Below are 25,737 nucleotides of genomic sequence, written 5' to 3' on the forward strand. Positions count from 1 at the left end.
CGCATGATTGTTGGCATCGGCGTAGACGTCGTAGACATTGAACGGTTCGGACGGCAGCTCGAGCGCACCCCCGGGTTGCGCGACCGGCTTTTCGTCCCGGCCGAGCGGGAACTGAACACCCGGTCCCTGGCCGCGCGGTTCGCCGCCAAGGAAGCCGTGGCCAAGGTCCTCGGTGCGCCGGCGGGCATGAACTGGCAGGACTGCTGGATCGGCCTGGACCAGCACGGCCCCACGGTCCAGGTCAAGGACACGGTGCTGGCCGTCGCGGAGTCCAAAGGCGTCAAACGCTGGCACCTCTCGATCAGCCATGACGGCGGCATCGCTACCGCCACGGTGATCGCCGAAGGCTAAGCACCACCATGATCAGCGCCTATACCGGAACCCACATCCGAGAAGTCGAAAAACAGCTTCTCGCGGCGAGTGCGGACACCGGTATGGGCGCTGTTCTGATGCAGCGGGCCGCCTACGGGCTCGCCAACACGGTGGTCCGCGAACTGCGGAACCGCGGGCTGCGGGCGTACGGCTCCAGCGTTACCGTGCTCGCCGGCAAGGGCAACAACGGCGGTGACGGCCTCTACGCGGCGGCGCTGCTGGCCCGCCGGGGCGTGCGGACGACGGCGGTGCTCACCGCCGGGGAGGCGCACCCGGCCGCTCTGGCGGCGTTCCGGGCCGCCGGCGGCCGGGACACCGTGCTCGGCGAGTCCAACGCGGCGGAGCTCGCGGCGGCGGCGGCCCGGACCGACGTCGTGCTGGACGCGGTCCTCGGCACCGGCGCCCAGGGCGGGCTGCGCGGCCCTGCGGCAGCCCTGATCGAAGCGCTTGGCCGTTCCCGCCCAAAGCTTGTGGTGGCCTGCGACATCCCCAGCGGCGTGGACGCCGACACCGGCGAGGCGCACGCCCCCGTCCTGGCGGCCGACGTGACCGTGACTTTCGGGGCGCCCAAGGCCGGGCTCCTCGCCGACCCCGGCGCCGACTTCACCGGCCGGCTGCGGACCATCCCCATCGGCATCGAGCACGCTCTCGGGGCCCCGGCGCTGCGCCGCCTCGAGAACGCCGACCTGGCCGCGCTGCTACCGCACCCCGGCCGTCGCGCCCACAAGTACTCCCGGGGCGTGCTTGGCGTTGTGGCCGGGTCCACCCGTTACCCGGGGGCCGCCGTGCTCGCCTGCCGCGGTGCGCTGGCCGCCGGTGCCGGCATGGTCCGCTACCTGGGTCCCCCCGAGGTCGCCGACCTGGTCCGCCGGGCCTGCCCCGAGGTGGTGTGCGGCACGAGCGTCGCCGACGCCCACGTCCAGGCCTGGCTCCTCGGCCCGGGCCTGGACGACGGCGCCCACGAGCAGCTGGAGCGGGTCCGCGAGGCGGCCGCCGCCGGGCTCCCCACCGTGGCCGACGCCGGCGCGCTCCCGGCCCTGCCCCGCCAGCTTTCCCCGCACACCGTGCTGACCCCGCACGCGGGTGAGCTGGCCACCCTGCTGGGCCGGTACGGCGCGGCCCCGGCGCGCTCCGGCGTCGAGGACGCAACGCTCGCCGCCGTCGGGCAAGCCGCCGGACTGACCGGGGCGACCGTGCTGCTCAAGGGCGCCACCACGCTCGTGGCAGCGCCGTCGGGCGCCGTCTTCAGCCAGGCCGAGGCCAGCCCCTGGATGGCCACCGCCGGCAGTGGCGACGTCCTGGCCGGGGTGCTGGGGGCCCTGCTGGCCCAGCTCGGTGGCGACGCCGGGGCCTTCGGGTCACGCGGCATCAACGAACCCGAGCGGTGGGCCGCCGTCGCTGCGATGGCGGCCAGCCTGCACGGCCGCGCCGGCACCGTCGCCTCCAACGGCGGCCCGCTGACGGCGTCGGCCATCGCGGACGCGTTGCCGGAGGTGATCGGGCGACTGTAACAATGGCGCACGCATAATGCGCCCGGTCAATTAGTAACCCTGCTTACAAGTAGTCTGTCTAGAGATAGTTCGCATCGCACGAGGAGTACACATGGAAGTCTGGCCCGGAACGGCTTACCCGCTGGGAGCCACCTTTGACGGCACCGGCACCAATTTCGCCCTGTTCAGCGAACAGGCGGAGCGGGTCGAACTCTGCCTCCTGGCTGATGACCTGAGCGAGACCCGGATCGAACTGACCGAGGTGGACGGCTACGTCTGGCACTGCTACCTGCCGCAGATCCAGCCCGGGCAGAAGTACGGCTACCGCGTCCACGGCCCGTACGAACCCGAAAACGGCAACCGCTTCAACGCCAACAAGCTGCTGCTGGACCCCTACGCCAAGGCAGTCCAAGGCCAGATCGACTGGGACCCGGCGCTCTTCACCTACGAGTTCGGCGATCCCGACTCCCGCAACGACGCCGACTCCGCGCCGCACACCATGCACGGCGTGGTCATCAACCCGTTCTTCGAGTGGGACGGCGACCGCCAGCTGCGGATCCCGTACCACCAGTCGGTCATCTACGAGGCCCACGTCAAGGGCCTGACCGAGCTGCACCCTGATATTCCGGAGGAACAGCGCGGCACCTATGCCGCCGTCGCGCACCCGGCGGTCATCGAACACCTGAAGAAGCTCGGCATCACGGCGATCGAGCTGATGCCCGTCCACCAGTTCGTCAACGACGGGACCCTCGTGGAGAAGGGCCTCAACAACTACTGGGGCTACAACACCATCGGCTTCTTCGCCCCGCAGAACACCTACAGCTCCTCCGGCGACGTCGGACACCAGGTCCAGGAATTCAAGGCCATGGTCCGCGACCTGCACCGCGCCGGCATCGAGGTCATCCTCGACGTCGTCTACAACCACACGGCGGAAGGCAACCACCTCGGCCCCACGCTCTCCTTCAAGGGCATCGACAACCAGGCCTACTACCGCCTGGTCGACGGCGACCTGAAGCACTACATGGACTACACCGGCACGGGCAACTCGCTCAACGTGCGCCACCCGCACTCCCTGCAGCTGCTGATGGACTCCCTGCGCTACTGGGTGACGGAGATGCACGTCGACGGCTTCCGCTTCGACCTCGCCTCCACGCTGGCCCGCGAATTCTACGACGTCGACAAGCTCTCCACCTTCTTCGAACTGATCCAGCAGGACCCGATCGTGTCCCAGGTCAAGCTGATCGCCGAGCCGTGGGACGTCGGGCCCGGCGGCTACCAGGTGGGCAACTTCCCGCCGCAGTGGACCGAATGGAACGGCAAGTACCGCGACACCGTCCGCGACTTCTGGCGCGGCGAACCCTCCACGCTGGGCGAATTCGCCTCCCGCCTGACCGGCTCCGCGGACCTGTACGAAAGCTCCGCCCGCCGCCCGGTGGCCTCGATCAACTTCGTCACCGCCCACGACGGCTTCACCATGCGGGACCTGGTCTCCTACAACGAGAAGCACAACGAGGCCAACGGCGAAGGCAACAACGACGGCGAATCGCATAACCGCTCCTGGAACTGCGGCGAGGAAGGCGACACGGACAATGACACCGTGCTGACCCTCCGCGCCCGCCAGCAGCGGAACTTCATCGCCACGCTGCTGCTCTCGCAGGGCGTGCCGATGCTGCTGCACGGCGACGAACTGGGCCGCACCCAGCAGGGCAACAACAACACCTACTGCCAGGATTCCGAACTGAGCTGGGTGCACTGGGAGGCCATGGACCAGCCGCTCGTGGAGTTCACGGCCTTCGTCAACAAGATCCGCCACGACCACCCGACGTTCCGGCGCAGCCGCTTCTTCGACGGCAGGCCGGTCGTCCGCGGCGAGGGCGAGAAACTGCCCGACATCGTCTGGCTCAAGACCGACGGCAGCGAAATGCTGCCCGAGGACTGGGGCAGCGGCTTCGGCCGGACCATCGGCGTCTTCTACAACGGCCACGGCATCCAGGAGCAGGACTCGCGCGGCCGCCGGATCACCGACGACAGCTTCCTGATGGCCTTCAACGCCCACGACGACAACGTGGACTTCGTCCTGCCCAACGAGGAGTACTCGCCGTTCTGGGAGCTGCTGGTGGACACGGCGGACCAGGCCGACAAGGACGAACCGCTCAAGGCCGGTGCCGCGCTCACGCTGGCGGCTAAGTCCATGGTGGTGCTGCGCGCCTATTCAGGCCCGGAGGTGGAGGTGGACTACTCCGCCGCCGCGTCGCTGGCCTCGATGGCCGAGCACGAGGACGCCCAGGAGGAGATGGTGGAGGCGCAGACCAAGGCTGCGGACACCAGCGCCGCCAAGGCTTCCGCTTCATGAGGACCCCCGCCTCGACCTACCGGCTGCAGATCCGGCCGGGCTTTACCCTGCAGGATGCTGCCGCCACCGTGCCGTACCTGAAATCCCTGGGGGTCGACTGGGTCTACCTGTCGCCGATCCTGACGGCGGAGCAGGGGTCGGACCACGGGTACGACGTCACCGACCCGGCCGCGATCGACCCGGACCGCGGCGGCGCGGAGGGACTGGCGGCAGTCTCCCGGGCCGCGCGGGACGCCGGCATGGGCGTGCTCGTGGACATCGTGCCCAACCACGTCGGCATCGCCACCCCGGTGCAGAACCCCTGGTGGTGGTCGCTGCTCAAGGAAGGCCAGCAGTCCCGCTACGCCCAGGCGTTCGACGTCGACTGGGACTTCGGCCGCGGCCGGATCCGGATCCCGGTCCTCGGCCACGACTCGGACGTGGACGCGCTGGAAGTCCGCGACGGCGAGCTGCGCTACTACGACCACCGGTTCCCGCTGGCCGAGGGCAGCTACACGGAAGGGGACGACCCGCGTGAGGTCCACGGCCGGCAGCATTACGAGCTCGTGGGCTGGCGCCGCGCCGACAGCGACCTGAACTACCGCCGGTTCTTTGCGGTCAACACGCTCGCCGGGATCAAGGTGGAGGTCCCGGAGGTCTTCGACGAGGCGCACGAGGAGGTGGTCCGCTGGTTCCGTGAGGGCCTGGTGGACGGCCTGCGCATCGACCACCCGGACGGCCTCGCGGACCCGGCCGGCTACCTCCGGCGCCTGCGCGAGGTGACCGGCGGGGCCTACCTGCTGATCGAGAAAATCCTGGAGCCCGGCGAGGAGCTTCCCGCCGGCTTCGAGTGCGAGGGGACCACCGGGTACGACGCCCTTGCGGACGTGGACCGGGTCCTTGTGGACCCGGCCGGGCAGGCTGGCCTCGATGCGCTGGACGCCTCTCTGCGCGGCGGAACGCCCGCGGACTACGAGGAGATGATCCGCGGCACCAAGCGCCGGATCACGGACGGGATCCTGCATTCGGAGATGCTGAGGCTCGCCCGGCTGGTGCCGTCATCCGCCGGGCTGGGCGCGGAGGCCGCCGTCGATGCGCTCTCCGAGATCACCGCGGCCTTTCCGGTGTACCGCAGCTACCTTCCCGAGGGGGAGGACGTGCTGCGCGAGGCGTGTGAGCTCGCGGCCCGCCGCCGCCCGGAACTGGAACCGGCCGTGCAGGCGCTGCTGTCGCTGCTGTTGCGCGCCGGCCCCGGCGCCGATGAGGAACTGGGCCGGCGCTTCCAGCAGACCTCCGGCATGGTGATGGCCAAGGGCGTCGAGGACACCGCCTTCTTCCGGTACACCCGGCTGGGCACCCTTACCGAAGTCGGCGCGGACCCCACCGAGTTCGCGGTGTCCACCGACGAGTTCCACGCCCGGATGGCCCGGCGCCAGGCCGCGCAGCCGCTGTCCATGACCACGCTCAGCACCCACGACACCAAGCGCAGCGAGGACACCCGCGCGCGGATCTCGGTCCTTGCGGAGCTGGCCCCGCAGTGGACCGCGTCGCTGGGCCGGCTGCAGAAGCTCGCGCCACTGCCGGACGGGCCGCTGGCCAACCTGCTGTGGCAGGCGGTTGCCGGGGTCTGGCCGGCGGACCGGGACCGGTTGCAGTCCTACGCCCAGAAGGCCGCCCGCGAGGCCGGCAACTCGACCAACTGGCTCGATCCCGACGCCGAGTTCGAGGCGAAGCTGGCGGCAGCGGTCGACGCGGCCTTCGACAACCCCGAGGTGCGCGCCGAACTCGATGCCCTGGTGGCCCTGCTGGACCCGTACGGCTCCGCCAACGCGCTCTCCGCCAAACTCGTCCAGCTCACCATGCCCGGCGTGCCGGACGTGTACCAGGGCACCGAGTTCTGGGACCGTTCGCTGACCGACCCGGACAACCGCCGGCCGTTCGACTTCGGCGCCCGCCGCGCCGCCCTGGCAGCGCTCGACGCCGGCGAGCTCCCGGCGTCGTACCGGGACGACGCGGCAAAACTGCTGGTCACCTCCCGGGCCCTGCGGCTGCGGCGGGACCGGCCGGAGCTGTTCACCGGCTACGCCCCGGTGCCGGCCACCGGCGCCGCGGCCGGCCACCTGATCGCCTTTGACCGCGGAACAGGCGCACCCGGGGCCATCACCCTGGCCACCAGGCTGCCCCGCGGCCTGGAACAGCGGGGAGGCTGGCATGACACCGCCATTGACCTCACCGCCGCCATGACGGACCAGCTCAGCGGCAGGTCCTTCGGCCCGGGGACGGTGCATGTGGGGGAGATCCTGCGCGACTACCCGGTGGCGCTGCTGGTCCCTGCAGCCTGACACGCACGACCTGACGAACAGACAGATGGGAACGGCAATGACTCTGCCCGCACACGGAACCGAACGCTTCGACCTCTGGGCGCCGAAAGCCCGGGAGGTCACGCTGCTCGCGGGCGGCCAGCGGTACCCGATGCGCCCGGCGTCGGCGTCCGGCGATGGCCGGGGCGGCTGGTGGACCGCCCCGGAGGCACCTTCGGGCGAGGTGGACTACGGCTACCTGCTGGACGGGGACACCACACCACTGCCGGACCCGCGCTCGCGCCGCCAGCCCGAGGGTGTGCACGCGCTCTCGCGGACCTTCGACGCCGGGGCCCACACCTGGGCCGACGGCGACTGGACGGGCCGCGGGCTGCAGGGCGGGGTCATCTACGAACTGCACCTGGGCACCTTCACGCCCGAGGGGACCCTCGACGCCGCGGCCGGAAAGCTCGGCTATTTGGCGGACCTCGGAGTCGACTTTGTGGAACTGCTGCCGGTCAACGGGTTCAACGGCACCCACAACTGGGGCTACGACGGTGTCCTCTGGTACACCGTGCACGAGGGTTACGGCGGCCCCGCCGCCTACCAGCGCTTCGTCGATGCGGCCCACGCCGCGGGGCTGGGCGTGATCCAGGACGTGGTCTACAACCACCTCGGCCCCAGCGGCAACTACCTGCCCCGGTTCGGGCCGTACCTCAAGGCCGGAGAGGGCAACACCTGGGGCGACTCGGTCAACCTGGACGGACCGGGCTCCGACGTCGTCCGGGACTACATCCTGGACAACGCCGCCATGTGGCTGCGCTACTACCATGTGGACGGGCTGCGGCTCGATGCCGTGCATGCCTTCAAGGACGAGCGCGCGGTGCACCTGCTCGAGGACTTCGGTGCCCTCGCCGACGCGGTGGCGGCGGAAACCGGACGCCCGGCGACCATGATCGCGGAGTCGGACCTGAACAACCCGCGCCTGCTCTACCCGCGTGCCGTCAACGGCTGCGGCCTGGCCGGGCAGTGGAGCGATGACTTCCACCACGCCGTCCACGTCAACGTCAGCGGCGAAACCACCGGCTACTACGGCGACTTCGATTCGCTCGCGGCGCTGGCCAAGGTCCTGGTGGACGGGTTCTTCCACGACGGCAGCTACTCCAGTTTCCGCGGCCGGCACCACGGCCGTCCCATCAACACCTCCCTGGTCCACCCCGCCGCCTTGGTGGTGTGCAGCCAGAACCACGACCAGATCGGCAACCGGGCCACGGGCGACCGGCTCTCCCAGAGCCTCGGCTACGGGCAGCTGGCGCTCGCCGCCGTCGCGACCCTGACCTCGCCGTTCACCCCGATGCTGTTTATGGGCGAGGAATACGGCGCCACCACGCCCTGGCAGTTCTTCACGTCCCATCCGGAGCCCGAGCTCGGAAAGGCCACCGCGGAGGGCCGGATCAAGGAGTTCGAGCGGATGGGCTGGGACCCCGCCGTCGTGCCCGACCCGCAGGACCCGGCCACGTTCACCCGCTCCAAGCTGGACTGGTCCGAGGCGGGGACCGGCGACCACGCGCGGCTGCTCGAGCTGTACCGGAACCTGATCGCGCTACGCCGCGCGACCCCGGAGCTCGCCGGGCTCGGGTTCGAGGACACGGCGGTCGCGTTCAGCGAGGCCGACCGCTGGCTGCGCCTGCGCCGCGGCAACGTGGAGGTGGCGATGAACTTCTCCGCCGAACCCCGCCAGGTTGCCGTAAGTGGCGGCTCGCTGCTGCTGGGCACCGACGACGGCGTCGCGCTGGCGGCAGGCCAGGTTGAACTGCCCGGGCACAGCGCCGCCGTCGTTTCGAAATAGGACAGGATAGTAGTTATGACTTACCTTGCAGCAGAGAACCGCTATGACTCCATGCCGTACCGCCGGGTGGGCCGCAGCGGCCTGAAACTGCCGGCCATTTCGCTTGGCCTCTGGCACAACTTCGGGGACGACAAGCCGTTCGAGGTCCAGCGCGCCATCCTGCGCCGCGCCTTCGACCTGGGTGTCACCCACTTCGACCTCGCCAACAACTACGGCCCGCCCTACGGCAGCGCCGAGACCAACTTCGGCCGCCACTTCAAGGACGACTTCGCCCCGTACCGCGACGAACTGGTCATTTCCAGCAAGGCCGGCTACGACATGTGGCCCGGGCCCTACGGCAACTGGGGCTCGCGCAAATACCTGCTGGCCAGCCTGGACCAGTCATTGGGCCGGATGGGCCTGGACTACGTCGACATCTTCTACAGCCACCGGCCCGACCCGGAAACCCCGCTGGAAGAGACCATGGGCGCCCTGGACCAGGCTGTCCGCTCCGGCAGGGCGCTGTACGCGGGCATCTCCTCCTACACCCCGGAGCAGACCCTCGAGGCGGCCCGGATCCTCAAGGAGCTTGGCACCCCGCTGCTGATCCACCAGCCCAGCTACTCCATGCTGAACCGCTGGACCGAGATCGGCAGCCCCAGCCTCTACGAGGCGCTGGAGCAGGTGGGCGCGGGAGCCATCGCGTTCTCGCCGCTGGCGCAGGGCATGCTCACCGACCGCTACCTCGACGGCGTACCGGCGGATTCCCGTGCGGCGCAGGACAAATCCCTGGACCAGGGCATGATCACCGGCGACAACCTGGACCGGGTCCGCGGCCTCAACCGGATCGCCGAGGGCCGGGGCCAGACCCTCGCGCAGATGGCGATCGCCTGGATCCTCCGCGAGCAGGGCAAGGGCACCTCGGTGACCTCCGCGCTAGTCGGGGCGTCCAGTGTGCGTCAGCTCGAGGACACCCTGGCCGCGGTCGAGAACCTGGACTTCAGCGCCGATGAGCTGGACGCGATCGACGAGTTCGCCGTCGAGTCCGACATCAATCTCTGGGCGCAGAAGTAAGCGAACGCCTGGGCGCCACTCCGGGGTGCCCGCACGGGTGCCCGCCCGCCGTAACAGATTGGGCGCCGCGGCCGGGAACAACTTGAGTCCCGGCGCCGTTGACTAGAATGCAAGAGTGCCGCATGGCGTTGTGCCCGTTTGCCGCCGCCGTACATCAGAGTATGGCCGCGCCGGGCACGTGAAGTTTGTTCTCAAAGGGAGTTTCGTGTCTGCAAATCCGATTCGTGTTGCAATCGTCGGCGTGGGTAACTGTGCCACTTCGCTGGTCCAGGGCGTCGAGTACTACCGGGACGCCGATCCCCAGGCCACGATCCCGGGTCTGATGCACGTGCAATTCGGCAAGTACCACGTCAACGACGTCCAGTTCGTGGCGGCCTTCGACGTCGACGGCAAGAAGGTCGGCCAGGACCTGTCCGCCGCGATCCTCGCCAGCGAGAACAACACCATCAAGATCGCCGACGTCCCGCCGGCCGGCGTCACGGTCCAGCGCGGCCCGACCCTGGACGGTCTCGGCAAGTACTACCTCGAGACCATTGAGCAGTCCCCGGAGGAGCCGGTCGACGTCGTCCAGGCCCTTAAGGACGCCCAGGTCGACGTGATGGTCTGCTACCTGCCGGTCGGTTCCCAGGAAGCCGCTGAGTACTACGCCCAGTGCGCCATCGACGCCGGCGTGGCGTTCGTCAACGCGCTGCCGGTGTTCATCGCCGGCACCAAGGAGTGGGCGGACAAGTTCACCGCCGCCGGTGTGCCGATTGTGGGCGACGACATCAAGAGCCAGATCGGTGCGACCATTACGCACCGCGTTATGGCCAAGCTGTTCGAGGACCGCGGCGTCACCCTGGACCGCACGTACCAGCTGAACGTCGGCGGCAACATGGACTTCAAGAACATGCTCGAGCGCGACCGCCTCGAGTCCAAGAAGATCTCCAAGACCCAGGCCGTGACCTCCAACGTCGAGGCCGAACTCGCCGCCAAGGACGTGCACATCGGCCCGTCGGACTACGTGCAGTGGCTCGATGACCGCAAGTGGGCCTTCGTCCGCCTCGAGGGCCGCAACTTCGGCGACGCCCCGGTCTCGCTGGAATACAAGCTGGAGGTCTGGGACTCTCCCAACTCCGCCGGCGTGATCATCGACGCCGTCCGCGCCGCCAAGATCGGCCTGGACCGCGGCATCGGCGGCCCGCTGCTCTCGGCGTCGAGCTACTTCATGAAGTCCCCGCCGGAGCAGTTCAACGACGACCTCGCCCGCGAAAAGGTCGAGGCCTTCATCCGCGGCGACCTGGAGCGCTAAACCCCACCCCACCCTCCGCGAGTTGCCCTATCACTTACGGCGCCTAAACAGCCGGTTTAGCCGCCACAAGTGACAGGGCAACCGGCGGTTAACGGCCGTGGAGTGCTAGGCGGACCCGTCGGACAGCACCGCGGAAGTCGTCCGCCAGGTCGTCGGCGTTGAATTTGAAATAGCGCCAGCCAGCCGCGTTGAACCTTTCGTCGCGGCGATTGTCGCGGGACTGTTGTTCGCGCGTGAGGTGGTGGCCGCCGTCGTACTGGATTGCCACCCTTTGCCTCCGGTATCCGAGGTCGGCCGCGGGGGAGAGCGGGTCGTCCGGCACAATCCTGAGCTGCAGATCGGGCTCCGGCAGCCCGGCAGCGGTCAATGCCAGGCGCAGGAAGGTTTCCGGCGCGGAGTCGGAGCCGGGCCGGATGAGCTCCAGCGCTTGGCGCGCTTTCACGATTCCTTTCAGCTTGGGGTGCCTTGTGAGCATGTCCCGCAGCTGAGGGAGTGTCGCCCACGGCTCCGAACGGCCCTCCAGCTCCAGGCGGGGCTGCCGTACGAGCTGGTCGCCCACGGCTACGAGATCCTCCAACGGCAGGATGCGGGCAAGATCCAGCCACGTCCGGGCAGGCGTTGAAATCCGGATGCCGTCCGAGACCATGAGTTCGTCTTCGAACGCAAGAACGGTATGGCCCACAACGCCCTCGCGCCGGACGGGCGGCAGCGCCTTCGGCTTGCTGAGATGGAGCTCCCGGCAGCCACGAAACCACGACGGGAGCCACAGTCCCAGCAACACAGCGGCCGTAACGTGCGAAATCCACGCGCCCGGCGTCGCGGCCGAAAGGGCACGGGCCAGACCGCGGAGCTCGAACTCCCAGCCGGCGGGAAGGTAGAGCAACCGGCCGGCCGTCGCGAGGTCGGAAGCGCGGAGCCGTGACGTTCCCAGCGTCGCGGCCCGCGCTTCATAGACGGTAAACGGGGCCGAAGCGGGGTGGGCCGGCAAGGCAACAGGTGGTCGCATGCGGACCATTCTTATCCGAACACCGGATCCCCGCTCCGGTTATCCACAAGGGCCCGTTGAGCTATCACTTTTGGTCCCCATCCGCCGGAAATGGCAGCCAAAAGTGATAGCGCAACGGGTCTAGAAGAGGCCGACGGGGTTGCCGCTGGCGTCGACGTCCATACGCATCGCGGCCGGGACCTTGGGCAGGCCCGGCATGGTCATCACCGCACCCGTGAGCGCCACGATGAACCCGGCCCCGGTCTTCGGAATCAGGTCGCGCACGTGGACGGTGAAGCCCTTCGGCGCGCCGAGTTTGGTGGCGTCGTCGCTGAAGGAGTACTGCGTCTTCGCCATGCAGACCGGCATCCCGGACCAGCCGTTCTTCTCGATCTCCGCGAGCCGCTTGAGCGCCGGGACGGAGAAGTCGACGCCGTCGGCCCCGTAGATCTCCTGCACGATGGTGCGGATCTTGTCCTCCACGGACATCTCCAGCGGGTACAGGTGCCGGAAGCCGTGCGGGGCGTCGATGGCGGCGGCGACCTTCGCGGCGAGTTCATCGCCGCCGTCGCCGCCTCCGCCGCGGCCCCAGACGTCGGCCACGGCGGCCTGCACACCTTCCGCGGCGCACCAGTCCAGCAGCCAGTCGAGTTCCTCCTGGGTGTCCGTGCCGAACTTGTTGATCGCGACCACCGGGGTGATGCCGAACTTCTCCACGTTGCGCACGTGCCGCTGCAGGTTCGCGACGCCGGCGGCCAGTGCCTCGACGCTGGGCTCCTTCAGTTGGTCCTTGGCGACGCCGCCGTGCATCTTGAGGGCGCGGATGGTGGCCACCACCACGACGGCGGACGGCGCGACGTCGGCCATTCTCGCCTTGATGTCCATGAACTTCTCGGCGCCCAGGTCGGCGCCGAAGCCGGCCTCGGTGATAACGACGTCGGCCAGGGCCCGCGCTGTCTGGGTGGCGATGAGGGAGTTGCAGCCGTGCGCGATGTTGGCGAACGGCCCGCCGTGCACCAGGGCCGGGGTGCCGGCGATGGTCTGCACCAGGTTGGGTTTGATGGCGTCCTTGAGCAGCATGGTCAGGGCGCCCTGGACGCCGAGGTCGGCCACGGTGACCGGTTCGCGGTCGTAGGTGTAACCGAAGGTGATCCGGCCCAGCCGGGTGCGTAGGTCGTTCAGATCGGTGGCGAGGCAGAACACCGCCATGATCTCCGAGGCGACCGTGATGTCGAAACCGTCCTGCCGCGGCACGCCCTGCGTCGGGCCGCCCAGGCCGATGACCACCTCGCGCAGGGCCCGGTCGTTCATGTCCAGCACGCGCTTGAACGTCATCCGGCGCGGGTCGATGTTGAGCGCGTTGCCCTGGTAAATGTGGTTGTCCACGAGCGCCATCAGGGCGTTGTTGGCGGAGGTGATGGCGTGGAAGTCGCCGGTGAAATGCAGGTTGATTTCGTCCATCGGCAGGACCTGGGAGTAGCCGCCGCCGGTTGCGCCGCCCTTCATACCCAGGATCGGACCGAGCGAGGGCTCACGCAACGCGATCATCACCCGGTGCCCGGCGCGGGCCAGGGAGTCCGCCAGGCCGACCGTGGTGGTGGATTTGCCCTCGCCAGCCGGCGTCGGGGACATGGCCGAGACGAGCACCACCTTGCCGGGGACATGCGCGGCGTCCAGCGTCAGCTTGGCCGGGTCGATTTTCGCCTTGTAACGGCCGTAGAATTCCAGCGCCTCCGGGTTGATCCCGGCGGCGGCGGCGATGTCCTCGATCGGCCGCATGGTGGCCCGCTGGGCGATCTCCAGATCGCTCAGGATAGGGGCGGTCCCGGCGTCGGTGGTTTCCGTGGTGTTCTCAGACATCGTTGTCCTTCGGCTCGTGGCGTCATGGCGTTCCGGCCCGTGGTTCCGGCGGTTCGCCCGGTCTGGCTCCCGGTCAGGGCGTGTGGCCCACCGGGATGCTTCGTGTTCCAAAATACTGGACCAGGGCGGCCTGGTAGCTCTCCAGCGTGATCGCGGCGGTGCGCTGCCAGCCGAAACCCTGGGCATGCACGGACGCCGCGCGGCCCATGTCCTCCCGGGTGGCAGGGTCGTCGTGCAGGGCCTCGAGCGCGTCGGCCCAGTCCGCGGCCTTGTGGCCCTCCACCAGCAGCCCGGTCCGTCCGTCGAAGATCGCGCGCGAGAGCCCGCCGACCTTCGTGGCCGCCACGGGGGTGCCGCAGGCCTGGGCTTCCAGGGCGACGAGTCCGAAGGACTCGCTGTAGGAGGGCATCACCACGACGTCGGCCGAGCGGTACCAGCCGGCCAGCGTGGGCGCGCTGACCGGCGGGTGGTGCGTGACGACGTCGTCCATGCCCGCCGCGGTGACCAGCGCCTTGAGGTCGAAATCCTTCGACCCGCTCACAGCGCCCAGGATGGTGACCTGCAGGTCGATGTCCGGGCGGCGGGCGCGCAGCAGCGCGGCGGCCTTGATCAGGACCTGCGGGCCCTTGAGCCGCTGGATCCGCCCGGCGAACAGCAGGTGGAAGCGCCCGGGCGGGACGCCGTGCTGGCTGCGGGCGCGGCTCCGGAAGGCGGGCGTGAACACGGAGAGGTCCACGCCGGGCGGCGCCACGTCGATGCGGTCGGGGTCGGCGTCGTAGTGCGAGACCAGCTCGGCGGCCTCGGTGCCGGTGTTGGCGATCAGCCGCGCGGCGCCGTCGACGATCCGGTGTTCGCCCTCCTCGCGGCGGCGCGGCTCCGGCTGCTCGCCGGACTCCAGCAGCAGGTTTTTGACCTTGGCCATGGTGTGCATGGTGTGCACCAGCGGCACCCCCCACAGCTCCGACAGCTCCAGCCCCGCGACCCCGGAGACCCAGTAATGGGAGTGGATGACGTCGTAGCGGCCATGCGGTTGAAGCTGCTTGATCCGGTCGATTTCGGCGACCATGCTGTGCAGCAGCGCCGGCAGTTCCTCCTTGGGCAGCTTCCGCGGCGGACCGGCGAGCACGTTGTGGACGCAGACCCCGGGCGACGGATGCTCGACGGCGGCCTGGCCGGCCGCGGTGGACCGGGTGAAGATCTCCACCTCGACGCCGGTCTCCGCCAGGGCCGCGGCCAGGGCGCGGACGTAGACGTTCATGCCCCCGGCGTCACCGGATCCGGGCTGTTCCATCGGCGAGGTATGCAGGGAGAGGAAGGCGACGCGGCGGACCAGCGGCATCCTGCTTCCTTCCCTTCGCGCGACGTGGATTCGGTAAAACACTACTCCTGAACCGCTGACCGGTCCGCCGCGGCCGGCGTGCTGCTAACGTGGCGGCTGTGAGCGCAACCGCAGAAACCGTGCCGGCCCCGGCCCCGTGGGAGATCCGTGAGGCCACCGGGGAGGACTGGCCCGCCATTTGGGAGATCCTGGAGCCGGTGATCCGGGCCGGGGAGACTTTCACCTGGGACCGCGACACCACCGAGGTCCAGGCCCGCGCCAAGTGGTTCAAGACGGCCCCGGGCCAGACCTTCGTGGCTGTCGGAACGGGCGGGTCCGACGGCGTGGTGCTGGGCACCGGGGAGCTGCACCCGAACCAGGGCGGCGGCGGCAGCCACGTCGCCAACGCCGGCTACATGGTCCGCGCCGGGTATGGCGGGCGGGGCGTGGCCCGGGCGCTGTGCGCCTACTCGCTCCAGGCGGCCCGCGCCGCCGGGTTCCGCGCCATGCAGTTCAACGCCGTGGTGGAGAGCAACGTCCGCGCCGTCGCCGCCTGGCAGGGCATGGGCTTCGAAATCCTCGGCACCATCCCGGAGGCCTTCAACCACCCGCGGCTGGGCTACGTGGGCCTGCACGTGATGTACCGCAGGCTCTAGGACCCCGCAGCCCAGAGCTAGGACCCCGCGCCCCAGAGCGCCGCGAGGTCAGGGAACGCCGCCTCGTAGCCGGCCAGCAGCCTGGCCGCGAGCTCCTCCGAATCGACCAGCGGGTGCCGGGCGAACGCGGCCAGGGCGGCCTCCCGCCGGCCCCCGGCGTCGGATGCGGACTGCGGCCCGGCGGCCCGGGCCGCCCCGGCGGCCGGGGCGGTGGCCCGGACCACGAGCCGTTCGACGTCCTTGACCCGCCGCATCAGCGCCAGTTGCGCCTCCGCGGGCCGGTCCTGCGGGATCGGGACCACACCGTCCGCGCCCACCCGGCAGGGGACCTCGACGACGGCGTCCACCGGCAGGCCCGGGATCGCCGCGGCCGGCGCCCCGCCGGGAGCCGGCGCCGCGTTGCGGGTGTTGAGCACCAGCTGGGCCTCGCCGCCGCCGGAAAGGGCCCGCATCGCCGCCAGCGCAACGCGCTCGTAGCCGCCGCCGGCCAGGTCCTCCTCGTCGCGGTGCTCCCCGGCCGCCCGGGCCTCGGCCAGGTAACCCTCCTCGCGGGAGCGGCGCGCGGCATCCCAGAGCCGGTACGCGTCAGAGCCGGCGGACGCGAGCCGCGGATAGAGCTCGGCCTGCTGCACGTGGATGGACTCGCCGCGGGTCTGCGCGGCTGCCCGCATGGCGGCCACGGCCCGGGCGGTCTCGTAGTAGTAGAACAGGTACTCGTTCGGCAGGCAGCCCAGCTGTGCCAGAAAGGGCTGGGGAAAGAGCCGGCCCTCCTCGAAACCGGCGAGCGCCCCGGCGTCGGCAAGCAGGCCGGGCAGGACGTCCGTGCCCCCGGCCTCCAGCCGGTAGAGCCAGCCCAAATGGTTGAGCCCGTAGTACCCCGCGCCGTCGAGCCGGCCCGCCGGGAGCGCGACGCCGGCCGCCCGGGCAGCACGGTGCACCAGCCCGCCGGCCGAATCGCAGATCCCGACCACCCGCTCGCCGAGCACCGGTACCAGCGCCTCGGTCACCATGCCGGCCGGGTTCGTGAAGTTCACCAGCCAGGCCGCGGGGCAGAGGCTCCGCATCGCCTGGGCCAGTTGAAGCATCGGCGGGATCGTGCGCAGGGCGTAGGAGATGCCGCCCGCCCCGGTCGTTTCCTGCCCCAGCAGCCCCAGGTCCTGCGCCACCCGTTCGTCGACGGTGCGTCCGGCCGTGCCGCCGGGCCGGATCGCGGCGAACACCATGTCCGCGCCGGGCAACGCATCGGCCAGGGACGTGGTGGTGCGGACGCGTGGACCGCCGCCTGCCCCGCCCGGCGGCTGCGGCATGGCGGCCAGCACGGCCTCGACGGCGGCGAGCCGGCCGGCGTCGACGTCGTACAGCACCAGTTCCCGGACCAGGCCCGCGAACGGCCCGGCGGAGAGCGCCCGGTAAAGCAGCGGCACCCGGAATCCGCCGCCGCCGGCAATCATGAGCCGCATGACTGCAGTCTATTCTGCGGGGAGCCCGAGGGGCCGGAGCGCCGCCTACCGCAGGCCACAGGGACGGCGTAGTGTGCCGTGTATGGACGCGATTCCAGCGCCGCGCTTCGACCCGCTCGCCGCCGTCCGGACCCCGGCGGCGGGTGGCTTCGACCTGCTCCTGACGGGCACCGTGTTCCAGGACATCATCTTCACCGGCCTCCCGCACGCACCCCTGCCCGGCACCGAAATCTGGAGCGAAGGGATGGGCAGCTGCCCCGGCGGAGTGGCGAACCAGGCCATCGCCGCGGCCCGGCTCGGACTGCGGACCGGGCTGGCCGCCGCGTTCGGCGACGACGGCTACGGCGACTACAACTGGAAGATCCTGGACCGGCAGGAACACGTGGACCTCTCGCTCTCCCGGCGCGTTCCCGGCTGGCACTCGCCGGTCACCGTGTCGCTGAGCGTCGAGAAGGACCGCTCCATGGTCACCCACGGCCACCCGGCGCCGGTCAGCTCCACCGAACTGATCGGCTGCGCGCCGCCCGCGCTCGCCGCCGTTGCCGAGCTGGCCGAGGAACTGGAACCGTGGGCCGTCGACGCGCACCGGGCCGGCGTGCGGCTTTTCGGCGACGTCGGCTGGGACCCCACCGGCACCTGGGCGCCGGCGCGGCTGGACAACCTGCGGTACTTCCACGCCTTTATGCCCAACCAGCAGGAGGCCATGGCCTTCACCGGCAAGGACAACCCGTGGGCCGCGCTCTACGCGCTCGCGGACAAGGTCCCGGTGGCCGTAGTGACCCTGGGCCCGCAGGGGTCCATGGCGGTGGATTCCGAAACCGGGGAAGAGGAGTGGGTACCGTCGCTGCCCGTCCCGGCCTTCGACCCAACCGGAGCCGGGGACTGCTTCGGGGCGGCCTTTATTGTCGGCTGCCTCGCCGGCTGGCCGCTGGGGGACCGGCTCCGCTTCGCCAACCTGTGCGCGGCCCTGGCCGTGCAGCACGTCGGCGGCTCGCTCGCCGCCCCCGGCTGGGGCGACCTCGCCGACTGGTGGCAGCGCGCCAACGCCCGCAAGGAACGCCAGGGCAGCCAGTGGCTGCGCCGCTACCGATTCCTCGAAGAGATTGTGCGCAACGTGCCCCCCGAGGCGCAGCGGCGGGCGACGGCGACCATCGCGCACCTCTCCGACGCGTAGCCGGGGGTTGGTGGGGGGTGGGGTTGGGGTTGGGACTTCGCGTGCGGGCGTCCCGGTCGGATGGACATGCCCGTTGCTTGGTTCGGGGAGTGGACATATTCCTGATCTGTCCACTGGTGGCTGCCGGGGATGGGCATGTCCGTCGGTGGGGCGTGGGCCGGGTTTTCTGGTGGGATGGACATGCCCGTTGCCTGGTTCGGGGAGAGGACATATTCCTAATCTGTCCACTGCTGGCTGCCGGGGATGGGCATGTCCGTCGGTGGGGAGTGGGCCGGGTTTCCTGGTGGGATGGACATGCCCGTTGCCTGGTACGGGGAATGGACATAGTCCTGATTTGTCCACTCGTGGCCCCGAAGGATGGGCATGTCCGTCGGGGAGGGATGGGCATGTCCGGAGGTGCCGGCCGGGTGCGGAATTCAGCAGCAACTGCCGCCACCCGTAGAATCGTAAAGTGATATACCCAGCAGCAACAGGTGATTTCCGGCCCCTGGCGGACGCCGGTCCGGGCCACGGCGAGGAACGTTCGGCCGTGATCGACCTCGAGGCCATCCGGCACAACGTCCGGCGGCTGGCGGCCGTGGCATCGCCGGCCAAGGTGATGGCGGTCGTCAAGGCCGACGCCTACGGCCACGGTGCCATCCCCGTCGCCCGCGCCGCGCTCAGCGCCGGGGCCAGCTGGCTCGGCGTCGCACACATTTCGGAGGCGCTGGCCCTGCGCGCCGCAGGAATCGAGGCCCCCCTGCTGGCCTGGCTGCACACCCCCGAAAGCAACTTCGCCGCCGCCGTGGCCGCCGGCATCGACATCGGCTGCTCCGGCTGGGAGCTCGGCCGGATCGTCGCCGCCGCCCGCGAGCAGGAACGCCCCGCCCGGATCCACCTGAAGGTCGACACGGGGCTCGGCCGCAACGGCGCCACCCTGGAATCCTGGGACACGCTGCTGGGCGAGGCGATGGAATACCAGGACCAGGGGCTGCTGCGCGTTGTGGGGATCTTCTCCCACCTGGCCGTCGCCGACGAACCCGACCGCCCCGAAACCGACGAGCAGCTGGCCGCCTTCCGCGAGGTGCTGGCGATGGCGCAGGACGCCGGCGTCGACCCGGAGGTCCGCCACCTCGCCAACACCCCGGCGACGCTGTCCCGGCCGGACACACACTTTGACCTGGTCCGCGTGGGCCTGGGAGTCTACGGGCTCTCGCCGTTCGAGGGGCAAAGCTCCGCGGAAGTCGGCCTGCGCCCGGCGATGACCGTCCGCACCGTCGTCGCGCACTGCAAGGACGTGCCCGCCGGCCAGGGCGTCTCCTACGGGCTGAACTACCGCACCGCCGGCAACAGCACCCTCGGCCTGGTCCCGCTGGGCTACGCCGACGGCGTCCCGCGGGTCGCCACCGGCGGCCCCGTCCGGGTGGCGGGTCGGACCTACCCCGTGGTGGGCCGGATCGCCATGGACCAGATGGTGATCGACCTCGGTCCGCTGCACGTCTCCGCCGGTGGGGCCACGCTGCTCGGCGCCGAGGCCGTGCTGTTCGGCGACGGCGCCGACGGCGGCCCCACTGCCGAGGACTGGGCCCGGGCGGCCGGCACCAACAACTACGAGATCGTCACCCGGATCAGCCCGCGGGTGCCGCGCCGGTACATCAACGAAGAGCCCGCGCCCGACGCCGGGGCAGGACAGTGAGCGAAGGGGCCTGGGAGCGGACCCTGACCGTCGGGACCGCCGAGCAGACGCACGCCCTTGCGGCCGCCCTCGGCGCCGGGCTGCAGGCGGGGGACCTGCTGGTCCTCACCGGCGAACTCGGTGCCGGCAAAACCACCTTCACGCAGGGCCTCGGCGAAGGACTCGGCGTCCGCGCCGGGATCATCTCGCCCACCTTTGTGCTGGTCCGGATCCATCCCAACCGGCCGGACGGGCCGCGCCCCGGCGGTCCGGATCTGGTGCACGTCGACGCGTACCGGCTGGAATCGGCCTCCGAAATCGACGACATCGACCTCGAAAACACCATGGACAGCTCCGTGACCGTGGTGGAATGGGGCCGCGGCCGGGTGGAGCACCTGAGCGAGAGCCGGCTCGAGGTGGAGCTGCACCGCCAGCTCGGCGGCACCCCGCCCGGCGCGCAGGCCGACGCCCAGCCCGCCGGATCCCAGCCCGCCGGCGTCGTGCTGGACTTTGACACCGACGACGCCGACGAGCCCCGGACCGTGGTGTTCCGCGGCTTCGGCCCGCGCTGGGCCGAACCGCCGGCCGCCCTGGCGGCCCTCCCGCACGCGACCCCGGAAACGGACTGACCATGCTGATCCTCGCCATCGATACCTCGGCCGTTGCCAGCGCTGCGCTCGTCTCCGACGATTCGCTGGAATCCGTCGTGGGCAGCTTCGCCACCGCGGACACCCGCAGCCACGCCGAGGTGCTGGCCCCCGGCATCGAGCAGCTGCTCGCCGGCGCGGGCCTTCGCGGCGCCGACGTCGACGCGATTGTCACCGGGGTGGGGCCGGGACCGTTCACGGGCCTGCGCTCGGGCATCGTCACGGCGCGCAGCCTGGCGTTCGTCTGGGACAAGCCGCTGTACGGGCTGATGAGCCTCGACGCCGTTGCGCTGGAAGTGGCCGAGTCGACGGAGGCCCCGGCCGAGTTCATCGTGGCCACCGACGCGCGGCGCAAGGAGGTGTACTGGGCCCGCTACGCCCAGACCGCCGGCCAGCTCCCGCGGCTGCTGGACGGGCCCCATGTGGGGTTCGCCGCCGAGCTGCCGGACCTTCCCGTTTACGGCGCCGGCGCCGGCCTGTACCCGGACGTCCTGAACGCGGTCCCGGAATTCTCCGGGCGGCAGCCCGAGGCGCTTTCGCTGGGCCAGTTTGCCCTGGCCAGGCTTGCCGCGGGGCAGCAGCTGTTGGACAGCACCCCGCTGTACCTGCGCGAATCGGACGCGCAGGTCCCCGGGCCGCGGAAGCGCGCGCTGTGACCGCCCCGGAGACGCCTCGGGGACTACCGCAGGGCCCGCCGCAGGGGCCGCCCGGCGTGGAGCTCCGTCCCATGGTTCCCGCGGACATTCCCGCCGTCCACGCCCTGGAGCTCCGGCTGTTCCCGGTGGACGCCTGGCCCCTGCAGATGTTCGCCGACGAACTGGCGCAGACCGACACCCGGCGCTACCTCGTCGCGGAAGCCAACGGCGAGATCGTCGGCTACGCCGGGCTGATGTGCATCGAACCCATCGCGGACGTCCAGACCATCGCCGTCGTGCCCGAACACGAGGGCAAAGGTATCGGGTCGGCGCTGCTGACCGAGCTGATCCGCGAAAGCCGGCGCCGTCATGCCGCCGACGTGCTGCTGGAGGTGCGCGCCGACAACCCCCGCGCCCAGCAGCTCTATCGGCGCTTCGGCTTCGAGCAGATCCACGTCCGGCCGCGCTACTACCGCGACGGCGTCGACGCGCTAATCATGCGCCTGCAGCTGCACACCCCTCCGAGCGAAACGGACCGAGCATGAACCACATCGCGCACAATTCCCAGCCGCTGGTGCTGGGAATTGAATCCTCCTGCGACGAGACCGGCGTCGGCATTGTCCGCGGCACCCGGCTGCTGGCCAACACGGTTTCATCCTCCATGGACGAACACGTCCGCTTCGGCGGGGTCATCCCCGAGATCGCCTCGCGCGCGCACCTTGACGCGTTTGTCCCCACCCTCCGGGAAGCCCTCGCCGCGGCCGACGTGACCCTGGCCGACGTCGACGCCATCGCCGTGACGTCCGGCCCGGGCCTCGCCGGGGCGCTCATGGTGGGTGTGTGCGCGGCCAAGGCACTCGCCGTTGCCACCGGCAAGCCGCTGTATGCGATCAACCACCTGGTGGCGCACGTCGGCGTCGGCCTGCTCGAGCCGGGCGACGGCGCCCCGGGCGTCTTTGCCGGCGCGACTGCGCTGCCGGAGAACCTCGGCGCGCTCCTGGTCTCCGGCGGGCACACCGAGATCCTCCGGATCCGCAGCATCACGGACGACGTCGAGCTCCTCGGTTCCACGATCGACGACGCCGCCGGCGAGGCCTACGACAAGGTGGCGCGGCTGCTGGGGCTGGGCTACCCGGGCGGGCCGGCGATCGACAAGCTGGCGCGCACCGGTAACGCCACGGCGATCCGGTTCCCGCGCGGCCTGACCCAGCCCAAGTACATGGGCACCGCGGAGGAACCGGGCCCGCACCGGTACGACTGGTCCTTCAGCGGCCTGAAAACCGCCGTCGCCCGCTGCGTGGAGCAGTTCGAGGCGCGCGGTGAGGAGGTGCCGGTCGCGGACATCGCGGCCGCCTTCCAGGAGGCCGTGGTGGACGTGATCACCTCCAAGGCGGTGCGCGCCTGCCGCGAAAACGGCATCACCGAGCTGCTGCTGGGCGGGGGAGTGGCCGCGAACTCGCGGCTGCGCCAGCTCACGGAGCAGCGCTGCACGGCGGCCGGAATCCGGTTGACCGTCCCGCCGCTGGCGCTGTGCACGGACAACGGGGCCATGGTCGCCGCGCTCGGTGCGCAGCTGGTGATGGCCGGCACCGCGCCGAGCGGGATCGGCTTCGCGCCGGACTCGTCGATGCCGGTGACCTCCGTGTCCGCCTAGGCGCAACGCCTAGGAACAGGGACGCGGCGTCCGGGGACCTAGGCTTCGGGGCCCTTGCGCATCTGCTTGACCAGGTCCAGCACGACGGCGCGCAGGTCGCCGCCGTGCTCGGCGGCGACGCGGCGCTGCCGCTGGTAACCGGCGCCCCGCCGGATGATCTTTTCCACGTCGGCCAGTTCGGCGCTGCAGCCGAGCTTCGCGGCCACTGGCTCCAGCCGCGTGAGCGTCTCGCGCAGGTGGTCGGTGACGAGCTGTTCGTTGCCGTCGGCGTCGAGGATGATGATCGCGTCCAGGCCGTACCGGGCCGCACGCCACTTGTTCTCCTGGACGTGCCACGGCGGCATGGTCGGGATGGTGCCGCCGTTGTCCAGGATGGTCGAGAACTCGTCCACGAGGCACTGCGTCAGGGCGGCGATCGCGCCAACCTCCTCCAGCGTGGCCAGCCCGTCGCAGATCCGCATCTCGATGGTGCCGAGGTTGGGCACCGGGCGGATGTCCCAGCGGATCTCCGAGAGGGTGTCGATGACGCCGGTGGTGAACATGTCCTGGACGTAGGACTCGTATTCCTCCCAGCTGGCGAACTGGAACGGCAGGCCCGCCGTCGGAAGCTGCTGGAACATCAGGGCGCGCTGGGAGGCGTAGCCGGTGTCCTCGCCGCCCCAGAACGGGCTGGAGGCGGACAGCGCCTGGAAGTGCGGGAAGTAGTTGACCAGGCCGTCGAGCACCGGAAGCACTTTGTCGCGGCTGTCCAGGCCCACGTGGACGTGCACCCCGTAGATGACCATCTGCCGGCCCCACCACTGGGTGCGGTCGATCAGCTTGGCGTACCGCTCCTTGTCCGTGACCGGCTGCAGCTGCGGCGGGCTGAAGGGGTGGCTGCCGGCGCAGAAGACCTCCACGCCCATCGGGTCGGTGACCTCGCGCAGCGCGGCGAGGGAGCTGTCCAGGTCCGCCTTGGCTTCGGCCACGGTGGTGCAGATGCCGGTGACGAGTTCCACCGTGTTCAGCAGCAGTTCCTGTTTGATGTGGGGATGTTCGTCATCCTCGTTCAGCTCGGGGTGGCGGTCGGCCACGCCCCGGAGCACCTCGCCGGCCACCGAGGCCAGCTCGCCGGTTTCGGCGTCGACCAGCGCGAGTTCCCATTCCACACCAAGAGTTGATTGCCTGGATGAAGCGAAATCAATCTTCATGTGGTCCCTTCGCTGTGTTGTTGCGCGCTGTTTTGTCGCCGGCTGTGCTGCTGCCCGCGGCGGCATGCGGTGGCAAGGCAACGGTGCTCCAAGTCTAGTGCAGGGGTAGCATCGAGCTGGTGGCCAAGTTACAGCTGATACGTGAGAGTTTTCACAGAAGAAGCCAGTTGCCGGCGGCCCTGGCGCTCCTGACGGGGCTTGCCGTGGCGGTGGCAGGCTGCGCCGGACCGGACGCTGCGGGCCCCGGACCGACCCCGGACCGGGGCTCCGCCGCCGGGGCGCCGCCGGCGGGCGACGCCGGGCCCGGAGGCCCGCGACCGCTCGGCTGGGGTCCGGACCAACGCGACGCCGATGCCGCGGCCGGCGCCGTTTCGGGCATGAGCCTTGAGCAAAAGGCCGGGCAGGTGCTGCTGCCGTTCTTCCCCGGGCTCGACTCCGAGGCCCATGCCCGGACCATTGAGCGGCTGCACCTCGCCGGTTCGATCGTGATGGGCGACAACGTCCCTGCCGCCCCTGACGGGCAGGTGGACACTGCCGCCATGCGGGCCGCCGCCGAACGCCTGCAGCGGGCGGCCCGGGCCGACGGCCGCAGCTGGCCCGGGCTGATCGGCGTGGACCAGGAGGGCGGAGCTGTCGCGCGGCTGCGCGCACCCCTGACCGAGTGGCCGGCCCCGATGAGCTACGGCGCCGCGGACAGTGAGCCGCTGGCGTCCGACGCCGGCCGTGCCCTCTCCGCGGAGCTGGCCGGGCTCGGCTTCAACGTCGATTTTGCCCCCACGGCGGATGTCACCGTGGGCCCGGCAGATCCCGCCATCGGCGCCCGGTCCATCTCCGGCAGCGCGGACACCGCGGCGCACGTCGGCATCGCCTTCTCGCGCGGCATGCTGGCGGCCGGGATCCTGCCGGCCGCCAAGCACTTTCCCGGCCACGGCTCCGTGACCGTCGACTCGCACGAGGGCCTGCCGGTCCAGGGAGCCGGCCTGGAGCAGCTGCGCGCCAGGGACCTGAAGCCGTTCCAGGCCGCCATCGACGCCGGGCTGCCCATGGTCATGACCGGGCACATCGCCGTGCCTGCGCTGCAGCCCGGGGTGCCCGCCTCGGTCTCGCCGGCGGCCTACGCGGAGCTGCGCCGGATGGGCTTCAAGGGCGTCGCCGTGACCGATGCCCTCAACATGGGTGCGATCGGGAAGCAGTTCCCCAACGACGCCGCCGCCCCGCTGGCGCTCGCCGCCGGCGCGGACCTGGTGCTGATGCCGGCGTCGGTGGAAACCGCCCACGACGCCATCGTGGCCGCGGTCCGGAACGGCTCCCTGCCGGCCACCCGGCTGGACGAGGCGGCCACCCGGGTGGCCACGATGCAGCTCTGGCGCGCGCGCAGCCTCGCGCCGCAGGGCAGGCCGCCGGGCAGTGGCGTGACGCTGTCACAAAAGGTCTCCCAGCAGGCCATCACCGTGCTGGCCGGGCCCTGCCGCGGGCCGATGGTCCCGGCCAGCGTTCGGGTGAACGGCGGCTCCGAACAGGACCGGGCCAGGTTCGCGGCGGCGGCCGGCCAGGCCGGCATCCGGATCGGCGACGGGCCGCTCGTGACGCTGATCGGCTATGGCGGAGCTCCGGCGACCGCGGATGTGGCGGTTGCCCTCGACGCCCCCTGGCCGCTGGAGAAGTCCGCCGCGCCCGCGAAAATCGCGCTCTACGGCCGGACCCAGGAGGCCTTCGACGCGCTGCTGGCGGTGCTGGCCGGGAAAGCGACCGCGCCGGGGAAGCTGCCGGTCGCCGTCGGGCCGCAGGGAGCGGGCGCCGGCTGCCGCTGAGCCGGG

At 70.7% G+C, this 25,737-nt stretch carries 20 protein-coding genes; 15 read left to right on the plus strand and 5 right to left on the minus strand.

Annotation, left to right across the window (positions count from 1 at the left end):
* The first annotated feature begins 3 nt into the window (after positions 1-3).
* From AC6I9V_RS12475 to AC6I9V_RS12505, 7 genes are all read left to right on the plus strand, one after another.
* Positions 4-351 carry a holo-ACP synthase gene (locus AC6I9V_RS12475; protein WP_146336899.1) on the plus strand — a complete coding sequence of 116 codons (348 nt, stop codon included), beginning with the start codon at positions 4-6 and terminating at the stop codon, positions 349-351.
* Positions 352-359: 8 nt separating this feature from the next.
* Complete coding sequence (locus AC6I9V_RS12480) at positions 360-1,883, plus strand: NAD(P)H-hydrate epimerase (RefSeq protein WP_497899643.1); 1,524 nt, start codon at positions 360-362, stop codon at positions 1,881-1,883.
* Positions 1,884-1,974: 91 nt separating this feature from the next.
* The gene (glgX, locus tag AC6I9V_RS12485) at positions 1,975-4,215 is read left to right on the plus strand and encodes a glycogen debranching protein GlgX (protein ID WP_497899644.1); all 2,241 of its coding nucleotides are present in this window, start codon (positions 1,975-1,977) and stop codon (positions 4,213-4,215) included.
* Positions 4,212-6,536, plus strand: coding sequence for a malto-oligosyltrehalose synthase (treY, locus tag AC6I9V_RS12490; protein ID WP_497899645.1), 2,325 nt, complete (start codon positions 4,212-4,214; stop codon positions 6,534-6,536). Before glgX ends, treY begins: the two co-directional genes overlap by 4 nt.
* A gap of 37 nt (positions 6,537-6,573) precedes the next feature.
* Complete coding sequence (treZ, locus tag AC6I9V_RS12495; protein ID WP_497899646.1) at positions 6,574-8,343, plus strand: malto-oligosyltrehalose trehalohydrolase; 1,770 nt, start codon at positions 6,574-6,576, stop codon at positions 8,341-8,343.
* Between the two features lie 15 nt (positions 8,344-8,358).
* Entirely contained in the window at positions 8,359-9,396 is a 1,038-nt protein-coding gene (gene mgrA / locus AC6I9V_RS12500; protein WP_497899647.1) for an L-glyceraldehyde 3-phosphate reductase, read from the plus strand.
* Positions 9,397-9,601: 205 nt separating this feature from the next.
* Positions 9,602-10,687, plus strand: coding sequence for an inositol-3-phosphate synthase (locus AC6I9V_RS12505; RefSeq protein WP_349412979.1), 1,086 nt, complete (start codon positions 9,602-9,604; stop codon positions 10,685-10,687).
* Positions 10,688-10,775: 88 nt separating this feature from the next.
* Here the strand turns inward: AC6I9V_RS12505 and AC6I9V_RS12510 are convergent, their stop codons facing one another.
* The 3 genes from AC6I9V_RS12510 to mshA all read right to left on the minus strand — a co-directional run bounded on the left by AC6I9V_RS12510 (position 10,776) and on the right by mshA (position 14,871).
* Positions 10,776-11,693, minus strand: coding sequence for a DUF559 domain-containing protein (locus AC6I9V_RS12510; protein WP_497899648.1), 918 nt, complete (start codon positions 11,691-11,693; stop codon positions 10,776-10,778).
* Positions 11,694-11,813: 120 nt separating this feature from the next.
* Positions 11,814-13,532, minus strand: a complete 1,719-nt coding sequence (locus tag AC6I9V_RS12515; protein ID WP_497899649.1) for a formate--tetrahydrofolate ligase — start codon at positions 13,530-13,532, stop codon at positions 11,814-11,816.
* A gap of 73 nt (positions 13,533-13,605) precedes the next feature.
* On the minus strand, positions 13,606-14,871 hold the full coding sequence (gene mshA, locus AC6I9V_RS12520; protein ID WP_497899650.1) for a D-inositol-3-phosphate glycosyltransferase: 1,266 nt from the start codon (positions 14,869-14,871) through the stop codon (positions 13,606-13,608).
* A 98-nt stretch (positions 14,872-14,969) separates the two neighbouring features.
* Here mshA and AC6I9V_RS12525 point away from each other — a divergent pair, with 98 nt between their 5' ends.
* A complete protein-coding gene (locus tag AC6I9V_RS12525) occupies positions 14,970-15,506 on the plus strand; it encodes a GNAT family N-acetyltransferase (protein WP_497899651.1) in 537 nt (178 codons plus the stop codon).
* Positions 15,507-15,523: 17 nt separating this feature from the next.
* Here the strand turns inward: AC6I9V_RS12525 and AC6I9V_RS12530 are convergent, their stop codons facing one another.
* The gene (locus AC6I9V_RS12530) at positions 15,524-16,966 is read right to left on the minus strand and encodes a family 4 glycosyl hydrolase (RefSeq protein ID WP_497899652.1); all 1,443 of its coding nucleotides are present in this window, start codon (positions 16,964-16,966) and stop codon (positions 15,524-15,526) included.
* An 82-nt stretch (positions 16,967-17,048) separates the two neighbouring features.
* Here AC6I9V_RS12530 and AC6I9V_RS12535 point away from each other — a divergent pair, with 82 nt between their 5' ends.
* The 6 genes from AC6I9V_RS12535 to tsaD all read left to right on the plus strand — a co-directional run bounded on the left by AC6I9V_RS12535 (position 17,049) and on the right by tsaD (position 22,730).
* Positions 17,049-18,140 (plus strand): PfkB family carbohydrate kinase, encoded by a 1,092-nt coding sequence (locus tag AC6I9V_RS12535; protein ID WP_497899653.1) that lies wholly within the window; start codon positions 17,049-17,051, stop codon positions 18,138-18,140.
* A 451-nt stretch (positions 18,141-18,591) separates the two neighbouring features.
* Positions 18,592-19,815 (plus strand): alanine racemase, encoded by a 1,224-nt coding sequence (alr, locus tag AC6I9V_RS12540; RefSeq protein WP_497899654.1) that lies wholly within the window; start codon positions 18,592-18,594, stop codon positions 19,813-19,815.
* Positions 19,812-20,423 (plus strand): tRNA (adenosine(37)-N6)-threonylcarbamoyltransferase complex ATPase subunit type 1 TsaE, encoded by a 612-nt coding sequence (tsaE, locus tag AC6I9V_RS12545; protein ID WP_497899655.1) that lies wholly within the window; start codon positions 19,812-19,814, stop codon positions 20,421-20,423. The genes alr and tsaE overlap by 4 nt, the downstream gene beginning before the upstream one ends.
* Positions 20,424-20,425: 2 nt before the next feature.
* The gene (gene tsaB, locus AC6I9V_RS12550; protein ID WP_497899656.1) at positions 20,426-21,097 is read left to right on the plus strand and encodes a tRNA (adenosine(37)-N6)-threonylcarbamoyltransferase complex dimerization subunit type 1 TsaB; all 672 of its coding nucleotides are present in this window, start codon (positions 20,426-20,428) and stop codon (positions 21,095-21,097) included.
* Between the two features lie 71 nt (positions 21,098-21,168).
* Complete coding sequence (gene rimI, locus AC6I9V_RS12555; RefSeq protein WP_497899657.1) at positions 21,169-21,621, plus strand: ribosomal protein S18-alanine N-acetyltransferase; 453 nt, start codon at positions 21,169-21,171, stop codon at positions 21,619-21,621.
* Positions 21,618-22,730 carry a tRNA (adenosine(37)-N6)-threonylcarbamoyltransferase complex transferase subunit TsaD gene (tsaD, locus tag AC6I9V_RS12560; protein ID WP_497899658.1) on the plus strand — a complete coding sequence of 371 codons (1,113 nt, stop codon included), beginning with the start codon at positions 21,618-21,620 and terminating at the stop codon, positions 22,728-22,730. The genes rimI and tsaD overlap by 4 nt, the downstream gene beginning before the upstream one ends.
* A 38-nt stretch (positions 22,731-22,768) precedes the next feature.
* On the opposite strand, the gene AC6I9V_RS12565 is transcribed toward tsaD, so the two are convergent.
* Positions 22,769-23,920, minus strand: coding sequence for a glutamate--cysteine ligase (locus AC6I9V_RS12565; protein ID WP_497899659.1), 1,152 nt, complete (start codon positions 23,918-23,920; stop codon positions 22,769-22,771).
* Positions 23,921-24,087: 167 nt separating this feature from the next.
* On the opposite strand from AC6I9V_RS12565, the gene AC6I9V_RS12570 reads away from it, so the two are divergent.
* Positions 24,088-25,731 carry a glycoside hydrolase family 3 N-terminal domain-containing protein gene (locus tag AC6I9V_RS12570; RefSeq protein ID WP_497899660.1) on the plus strand — a complete coding sequence of 548 codons (1,644 nt, stop codon included), beginning with the start codon at positions 24,088-24,090 and terminating at the stop codon, positions 25,729-25,731.
* Positions 25,732-25,737: the final 6 nt, after the last annotated feature.

The organism is Arthrobacter sp. SlRoot2-15 (assembly GCF_059739345.1).

Coding starts and splice junctions, on each gene's coding strand:
- AC6I9V_RS12475 (WP_146336899.1), top strand. CDS start 4: ATGATTGTTGGCATCGGCGTAGACGTCGTAGACATTGAACGGTTCGGA.
- AC6I9V_RS12480 (WP_497899643.1), top strand. CDS start 360: ATGATCAGCGCCTATACCGGAACCCACATCCGAGAAGTCGAAAAACAG.
- glgX (WP_497899644.1), top strand. CDS start 1,975: ATGGAAGTCTGGCCCGGAACGGCTTACCCGCTGGGAGCCACCTTTGAC.
- treY (WP_497899645.1), top strand. CDS start 4,212: ATGAGGACCCCCGCCTCGACCTACCGGCTGCAGATCCGGCCGGGCTTT.
- treZ (WP_497899646.1), top strand. CDS start 6,574: ATGACTCTGCCCGCACACGGAACCGAACGCTTCGACCTCTGGGCGCCG.
- mgrA (WP_497899647.1), top strand. CDS start 8,359: ATGACTTACCTTGCAGCAGAGAACCGCTATGACTCCATGCCGTACCGC.
- AC6I9V_RS12510 (WP_497899648.1), bottom strand. CDS start 11,693: ATGCGACCACCTGTTGCCTTGCCGGCCCACCCCGCTTCGGCCCCGTTT.
- AC6I9V_RS12515 (WP_497899649.1), bottom strand. CDS start 13,532: ATGTCTGAGAACACCACGGAAACCACCGACGCCGGGACCGCCCCTATC.
- mshA (WP_497899650.1), bottom strand. CDS start 14,871: ATGCCGCTGGTCCGCCGCGTCGCCTTCCTCTCCCTGCATACCTCGCCG.
- AC6I9V_RS12530 (WP_497899652.1), bottom strand. CDS start 16,966: ATGCGGCTCATGATTGCCGGCGGCGGCGGATTCCGGGTGCCGCTGCTT.
- AC6I9V_RS12535 (WP_497899653.1), top strand. CDS start 17,049: ATGGACGCGATTCCAGCGCCGCGCTTCGACCCGCTCGCCGCCGTCCGG.
- tsaB (WP_497899656.1), top strand. CDS start 20,426: ATGCTGATCCTCGCCATCGATACCTCGGCCGTTGCCAGCGCTGCGCTC.
- rimI (WP_497899657.1), top strand. CDS start 21,169: ATGGTTCCCGCGGACATTCCCGCCGTCCACGCCCTGGAGCTCCGGCTG.
- tsaD (WP_497899658.1), top strand. CDS start 21,618: ATGAACCACATCGCGCACAATTCCCAGCCGCTGGTGCTGGGAATTGAA.
- AC6I9V_RS12565 (WP_497899659.1), bottom strand. CDS start 23,920: ATGAAGATTGATTTCGCTTCATCCAGGCAATCAACTCTTGGTGTGGAA.